Consider the following 7754-nt stretch of genomic DNA (forward strand, 5'->3'; position numbering starts at 1 on the left):
TGGGTTACAGAACACCTCAGGAAGTGGAAGATCTTTTGAAACATTCCGCTTAAAACTTAACTTTTTTGTGTCCAGGATATTGACTCAAATCCAACTAAGATTATAGAAAGTTTAGAAAGGAAACCTTATTGAAACATTAATCTATTTATGCTTATTATTAAAGTTAATAATTTTAATCTTGTTTAAACTTATCTTTAGTCATTGCCCAAATGGAAACCGACTTTTCCTTTCCTTCATTTTTAAAGCGATGGGGGATCGAAGAGTGAAATTGAATACTGTCACCCTCTTTTAATTTATAACTTTTATCACCAAGAAGAACGGTTAACTGTCCTTTTTGGACAATCCCACACTCTTCACCTCCGTGTGTCACAAGTTCCGGATTGTGAATTTCACCAGGCTCGATTTCGATGAGTAAAAAATCTAAGTTTCCTTTATCATGAGGTGAGAGAAGATGGTAAACAACATTTGAATGTGGAAAGTGAATCTGCTTTCGTTTATTCTTCCTAACAATAATATTTTCGTGTTCAGCCTTGTCCTCCTCAAAAAAGTAGTTCAGAGGAACATTTAATACCTTACATAATTTCCAAAACAAAACAAGTGTAGGAACGACATGACCACGCTCAATTTGGCTAATCTGTCCTACACTTACATCGGCCTTTTCCGCCAGTTCTCTCATCGTTAATCCCCGCTGTTTTCGAATAAGGCGAAGTTTATGGCTCTTGAATGCTTCCATCTTAATCCCTCACCAATCTTTATTTAGAAACCTACTGACAGCATTAATTTCTATTTTATCCAACGGATAGACCGGTCGACATATATTTCGATACGAAAACTTTGAAAAGTTGAAAGTAGACAGCCCCAGGGAATCAACTGTAATAATTTTAGTGACTTTATTTTCAAAAAAACCACGAAAGTGCTGGCTCGACTTAATACCGATTACATTGTAACGTTTCATGTCAATACCGTGCAATTTTAACAGTTCATCATCTAAAAGTTGTGATTTTAGACTAGTTACTATGACATCCACGTTACCAATAAGAAGACGCACAGATTTCCCTAAATCGACTTTTAACCCTTCTTCCATCGGAGAAGTTTGAATAAATTGTCCATCTGTTAAGCACTTTACATATGCCCTAATAGGGAGGGACGATCCATGAAGATGATCTGTTTTACCACCAAGGCTAACATTAATAAAAGCACCAACACCGGCTTGATGGGCTACATTTGCTACTTCCGGATCACAAATATGACAGAAACACGTATTTGGAACATCTTTTGAAAGCATTTCTGCTAGCAAAAACGTCCCGTCTCCGGGTGCACCTGCTCCAGGATTGTCTGAAGTTTCGTTAATAATGACAGGGCCATTTGACTCTTGTAATGCACGGTTCAAACCTTCAGAAGGAGAGAAATGAGAGACTTGAAACTCTCCTCGGCTTTCCCATATTTTTTGTGCCACCTGACTGGAAGCTAATCTGGCCAATTCATCATCTCCGTCAGAAGTAGCAAGCACAGATGCACCTGTATAAGGAGTATCAGAATAGGGAAACCCGTGAAAAAATGTACAATCGATTATACCTTGTTCGCCTTCCCACCCCATACACTGATCGTTAATATGTTTAGCAGGACCAAAAAGCGTCGTGGAGGTTGGAATTAAGATAGGTATTTTCGTTAAATGCATGCAAGGTTTAATCTTTCCCTTTGCTATGTCAATCAATCTTCGAATTGCTTCCCTGCCCCTGTCATACTCATCGGAATGGGGATATAGATGGACACCTAACAGTAAATCAGCCTGATCTACCATTTGGTCTGTCATATTAGCATGCAAATCCAATGTGGCAACAACGGGTATTTCTTGTCCAAACGTAGAACGGATACTCGAAAGCAAATCCCCTTCAATATCCGAACTCTGCTCGGAAACACCCGCTCCGTGAAGGGCGAGACAAATGGCATCGAGGTGACCAATCCGTTTCAAATGATCGATTAAACGTTCTTTAATCTTTAACCACGTTTCCCCAGCAATAATCCCAGAAGGCTGGGCCACAACTGACAGTGTCGGTATAAGCGCTAAACCGAGTTCCCTCCCTTCATCAATCATACCACCTAGGTAATCTTTGACCCCTTCATGTAATTCGATGATATCTTCCCCTTCAGCCCACTCTAGTGAACAAAAGTGAGCTTCTGTCGTTCGTTCAGTAGAGAAAGTATTTGTCTCATGGATAACTTGTCCGATGGCGACTCGCAAATAATTTTTCCTCCCTTGGTTTATCATGTATTAGTTATAGTAAGAGGTCCAGCAGCTTTTGACTTGATGCGAACGACATTTCCTGGCAAGTATGTTAACGGGACCATTTCCATATCAACAACTTGTGTCTTGTCAGGCTCTGCTCCCATTTGTACCGCCCGATCAATTGCCTGTTTCCTTGCTTGGTTAATTGCTTCTTCCCTTGAAACGTTGTCCAATGACCAAAGAGTATCCACTTCACCGCTAGCCTCAGCTGTTGCCGCACCGATGGCATTGGCACAACCAAAGTTTTCCGGCCTAATGATCTTTCCCATGCCCGGTACACGATCTGGTATAAGAATACTTCCACCACCAACGAGTACGACAGGCAAGGATTTCGATGACGTTTTAATACGATCGCATGCATCAGATACCAATTCGATTATTTTATTCATTGCTCTTTTTACAAAAGTCGTATCTAAAGAAGCCAAACGAGAAAGATCGCAACGTGGATCGTCAATATGAGCAATACCGGATGCAAGCGCAACATCCGTAGCTGTAATGACATCGCCACCGAAACAAAGTGCTTTTTTCGTAATCTCATATCCCACACTGTCAGGACCCACCTTGATCTCACCGTTTTCTTCTCTTACAATACTTCCCCCGCCGACACCAATGGATATTAAATCTGGCATACGAAAGTTCGTAAGCACTCCACCGACTTCCACGGCAATAGATGACTGTCTTGGAAAACCTTTGACCATAATTCCAACATCAGTAGATGTCCCACCGATGTCAACGACTATACAATCTTTTTCATTAGTAAGATAGGCCGCACCTCGTAGGCTATTTGTCGGCCCCGACCCAATTGTCAAAATTGGGTAACGGATAGCATAATCTAATGACATAAGTGTCCCGTCGTTCTGGGCGAAGAATACGTCTGTTTTTATGCCGAACTGATTAAGCGCCTCTCTCAACCCATTGGCAGCTTTTTTTGCGACATTGACAACTGCAGCATTTAACACTGTAGAATTTTCCCGTTCAATAAATCCCAAACTTCCAATTTCCGAAGACAATGTTATTGCTACTTCCGGCCCCAAAACATCCCGTGCAAGCTTTGCAAACTCCTGCTCATGGTCCTTATTTACAGGCGAAAAAATTGAACATATTGCAAGAGATTCTATTCGAGAAGCCTTAATCCGATTCAAAACTGATAAACATTCCTCCTGATCAAGATGCTTTCCAGCCAATGGCCTCCCGTCGTACTCATATCCTCCGTGAACTAAATAAGCCTCAGCCCCCATAGCCTCAACAAGATCTTGTGGCCAATCCATTAACGGTGGTACACCTTTCCCAGCGGGTAAACAAATCCGTACAACCGAAACTTTTGACAATTCCTTCCGTTGGATGATTGCATTTGTGGCATGGGTTGTTCCTAAGGCAACATATGATATTTTCGTTACGTCTATTTTGGAGTCCTGCAAAACTTTTTCAATACCTGAGTAAATTCCACCTTGTACATCAGCAGTTGTCGGTGATTTTACAGCAGCAACAACACTGTTGTCAGGGTCGAGAATGACAACGTCTGTATTTGTACCACCTACGTCAATTCCCAATCGATATCTTTTCTCTGCCACTAAGACCGCCCTCTCTTAACATTTTTTGCTAATTCTTCTACCGGAATAAACGGCAGATCATAACCAAAATATTTTGGTCCCCATATTTCCAATGCCTCCGTAGTCCGCATGATTGGAGGAGTAGGAATGCCAATACAAATTGTACGGTAACCGTAACGTAATCCCTCAGTCGTTATCGGCTTGTACGTCTCCAAATCCAAAAAAGTAATCAAATCAGGTACGGTGGCAACCACTTCATCATTACGGTAAGCAATCAAATTTTCATTTTGAAACTCCACTTTAAAATGGCTACCTGCATCAGTTCCAAGTCCTTCCAATGTTACTGTCCCTCGTGTAAATCCTTCTACAGTTCTTCTGTCCACATCAATGATCTTACCTTCAAACAACACCAACGGTTCACCATAGTTTGATTCAGCTAACGCTTTCCCCATTCCCTCTAACGGATTTTCCAACCGCTCTCGTGCATGCACAATCGCCTTCCCAATGTTAATAGCTAAGGTAGTTGTATAATGAATTGATGTTTCCTTCATTTCTTTACCTGTCATCGGGTATTCGGCAATGTGTCCCACTCCTCCCATACGAATAGTAATACCTCTGGCAATGTATTCTAACAAATGGTTGTCGACCGTATTAACCAGACACCAATTACCACGCTCATCCGTAATGACCATTGGTGTTCCAGACACACCATAAACATTAAAAGTTTCCATCTGTAGTTCTGGAAATGCTCTTCCCATCCCATCCGCATCAACCAAGGGAAGTCCAGAACGCGCTGCCACGACAAACGGGATGGTGGAATTTAACCCCCCACATTCCATCGGCATGACTGCAAACGCCTTTTTCCCCAAATATTCTTCCAATCTTCTTAGAGAATGCAGCGCCTCATCGCCATTTGGAATCTTTTCGAAAAACACCGTCGGGGCACCCATCATTGCTGTTGGCACAACAAGTGCGTCATCAGGTACTTCATCAGGGGCAAGAAGCGTGACAGGTCCACACTCTTCAATTGCCTTTTGTGCCATTAACTTTCCAATGTATGGATCGCCTCCTCCTCCAGTACCTAAAACAGCTGCACCAATCGCTAAATACTCAATCTCTTTCACACCAATTGTTTGTCCCATTACCATTCTCCTTCTAAATATTTAATAATAGTATCGAAAAAAACGACTGAATGAGAAAGAATGAAGATCTCATCTAGCCAACATGGGTCAGTAGGAATGCTGCCTAACCAGATTTTTGAAGTAAGACTTATGCCCATATGATTGCTGTGTGAATATTTTGTTCAAAATAGCAACGTTGAACACTTATGCTCGATTGTCCCTAAAAACCGTCTTCTTTCTCCTTAACCGTCCCAGAAGACATCTGCAAGTTAATGCTCTTACCTAGAGAAAACAATAACCAATGTGCAAGAAAAGCAGCAACTAAAGAGTTTAGAGAAGGAATTCCCCACTGAACGTACAACCCAGCTAGGATACCGATAACCCACGCAATAAATGCAGGCCAAACAAGTGCATTATAAGTTGTGTCTTTTCCAAAACGGTAATTTTGTTTATGAACAAAGTAATAATCTGCTATCAAAATACCAGCTATAGGAGGAATAGCCACACCAAGAGCACTAAGCCAGTTGACAAAATAGTTTGCAAATCCTGCAGCACCCAAAATAGTAGCAATGATACCGACCACAAGAGCAACTTTACTTCTTTCGACGCGAATCATGTTCGACACGGATAAAGAAGCTGAGTACAAATTACTATCATTGCTTGTCCACTGGGCAGCTATGAGGACAATCAAAGCTGGAAGTCCCAATCCAAGTTGTAACATAACAGCTGGCAAATCCCCTGTGCCCATTGCCCTTGCTGTTATAGCACCAGCAAAGATGATAAATCCGTTTGCTATAACCATGCCGATGATAATGGCGATCCAAGCATCTTTTGCAGATTTGGCATAACGGGTAATGTCAGGCTGTATTACAGCTCCAACGGCAAATGTGCCAACCACCAACACTACAGCCTCAATTAACGTCATCGGATCAGCAACTTCTTGAGGAATATTTGCCCATCCACCGACGTAGGATATACTTTTCACGACACCTACAACAGATAAAATAAGGAGTAGTGGGATGACAATATTACTCAAAAAGCGGATACCACAGAAGCCAAAATAAGCAGTGAAAATCATGAGGGCACCACCCCAAGCAGCTGCCACAGGTGCTGATGTAAGAAATCCACCTTCAGGAAACATAGCATGAATTGTCTGACCAAAAAAACCTGTTTGAACAGAGAACCAACCGACTAGAGTGATAGCCCATAATAAGCTGATTACTAAAGAGCCGAATCGCCCAAATGCATACCTCGACAACATAGCTGTTGAAACACCGGTTTTCGCACCTATACCTCCTGTGAAACCTCCATACAAAGCTAATACCAAATTACCAATTAAAATGGCAGCAATAACTTGTTGAATGGTAAGACCGGCAGCAATTGCTGCACCAGCAAACATCCCCGATACAGCTAAACAAAATCCTGAAGTGACAAAAGTTATTTCCCACCAGGGCCTTCGTTCTTCTTCAGGAACCGGATTTAATGCATTATCATTCAACTGTAACTTCACTTTTTCTTCACTCAATAGACTTCCCTCCTTAAAAGTTATCTTTTTCATTCACTAAATAAATCATTTTGGATATTTTTTGAAATTTTTAGTTTAACTTCAATTCATCTCCTTTAACGTTTTTTAAAATATTAAAATTTAATTAAGTAAATTTTAATAAAGCAAAACTTAATTTGTCAATAATTTTTAATATTTAAAGTTTCTTAAAAAGATAATTAATATATATTATTTTTCAGACTGAAGACAAATCTTTTTGAACCGAAGGTTCAGAAGGGGTTTTGTTGTGAATAAAGGGAAAAAATATGAGAACCGTTGGTTCTCCACTTCCACGTGGCCAGCTTTTTCAAATTCATGGCAGCAAAAACAAGCATCGCCCTGCATCGTGTTTTTCTTCTTACCCCTTAGGGTAGTCAACGGATGCCATGCTTTTCCTTTAAATCAGCAAATACGCGTTCAATTGTTTCTTTGCGCATTACACGTATATTTCTTTATTTTCATTGGTATGCCTCAAATGCTCTACCTCGTCCAGATAATTCTGCCAGATATGCCGATGAATAATTTTTGTAAGGTCTCGACTTTGGGTACATTGTGAGAGCATCGGGCAATTCTTGCAAAACTCTGGATCCGATTTATATTGGTGATATCCTTCAGGGTGGTTGTACAATACTCAAGGGTTTGCCCTGCCGGGCAAATGTAACAGTCATAATACTCATCATAAACATATTCATTTTTTTGAAAGAATCCTTTTTTCATCTGGGGGCGTGTATAGGGCATAACAGGACGGATATGATCATCAATGAGCATCTTACTAATGTGTGGCGTTTTATAACCCGCATCAAGAGCAACAGCTGAAGGCTTTCCTATCTGAGTTTTAATTTTTCTCAAAAAGGTCCGCAAAGACCTGGCTATCGTGGATGTTACTAGGCTCTACAACGGCTCCCAAGACAAATCCATTCTTGTCACAAGCCGTATGATACCACAGGGTCTATACTTGGGTGCCCATTGTCTGGTGAATAATAATCAGCAACCAAATCATAAATAAAGTCAAAGTTGATGGCTTGGTCGATTTTTCGAACTAAATGATCCTTCGGGACCAAATGATCAATGGAAATCACTTCAAGCTTATACCGAACGTCTTTATTTCGTTTCGATAACATGCCGTAAGCCCCCTCAAAACACAATCTTTCTTTATATATTGAGGCTTTTGCAAAATGCCTTTTTTACCGTGAGGTAAACAAGATTTTGGAACCTAATACCATAATTGGTTGTAGAGCTATTGATCTTAAGTG

6 protein-coding genes and 1 pseudogene are annotated in these 7754 nt (G+C 40.8%); all 7 read right to left on the reverse strand.

The features are described from left to right. Positions 1-172: 172 nt before the first annotated feature. On the reverse strand, positions 173-733 hold the full coding sequence (locus J2S00_RS19565) for a helix-turn-helix domain-containing protein (protein ID WP_307343940.1): 561 nt from the start codon (positions 731-733) through the stop codon (positions 173-175). 9 nt (positions 734-742) lie between these two features. Further along, positions 743-2242 carry a M81 family metallopeptidase gene (locus J2S00_RS19570; protein ID WP_307343943.1) on the reverse strand — a complete coding sequence of 500 codons (1500 nt, stop codon included), beginning with the start codon at positions 2240-2242 and terminating at the stop codon, positions 743-745. 23 nt (positions 2243-2265) lie between these two features. After that, the gene (locus tag J2S00_RS19575) at positions 2266-3858 is read right to left on the reverse strand and encodes a hydantoinase/oxoprolinase family protein (protein ID WP_307343946.1); all 1593 of its coding nucleotides are present in this window, start codon (positions 3856-3858) and stop codon (positions 2266-2268) included. Then, positions 3858-4979, reverse strand: coding sequence for an S-methyl thiohydantoin desulfurase family protein (locus tag J2S00_RS19580; protein WP_307343948.1), 1122 nt, complete (start codon positions 4977-4979; stop codon positions 3858-3860). Before J2S00_RS19580 ends, J2S00_RS19575 begins: the two co-directional genes overlap by 1 nt. Positions 4980-5178: 199 nt before the next feature. Continuing rightward, entirely contained in the window at positions 5179-6483 is a 1305-nt protein-coding gene (locus J2S00_RS19585) for a cytosine permease (RefSeq protein WP_307343951.1), read from the reverse strand. Positions 6484-6731: 248 nt separating this feature from the next. Then, positions 6732-7441: pseudogene (locus tag J2S00_RS19590) on the reverse strand (transposase); the annotation flags it as partial. Next, entirely contained in the window at positions 7425-7622 is a 198-nt protein-coding gene (locus tag J2S00_RS20000; RefSeq protein WP_370875911.1) for a transposase, read from the reverse strand. The gene J2S00_RS20000 and the pseudogene J2S00_RS19590, both read right to left, overlap by 17 nt. Positions 7623-7754: the final 132 nt, after the last annotated feature.

Source organism: Caldalkalibacillus uzonensis (assembly GCF_030814135.1).
In the GTDB taxonomy this organism is placed as follows: domain Bacteria; phylum Bacillota; class Bacilli; order Caldalkalibacillales; family Caldalkalibacillaceae; genus Caldalkalibacillus; species Caldalkalibacillus uzonensis.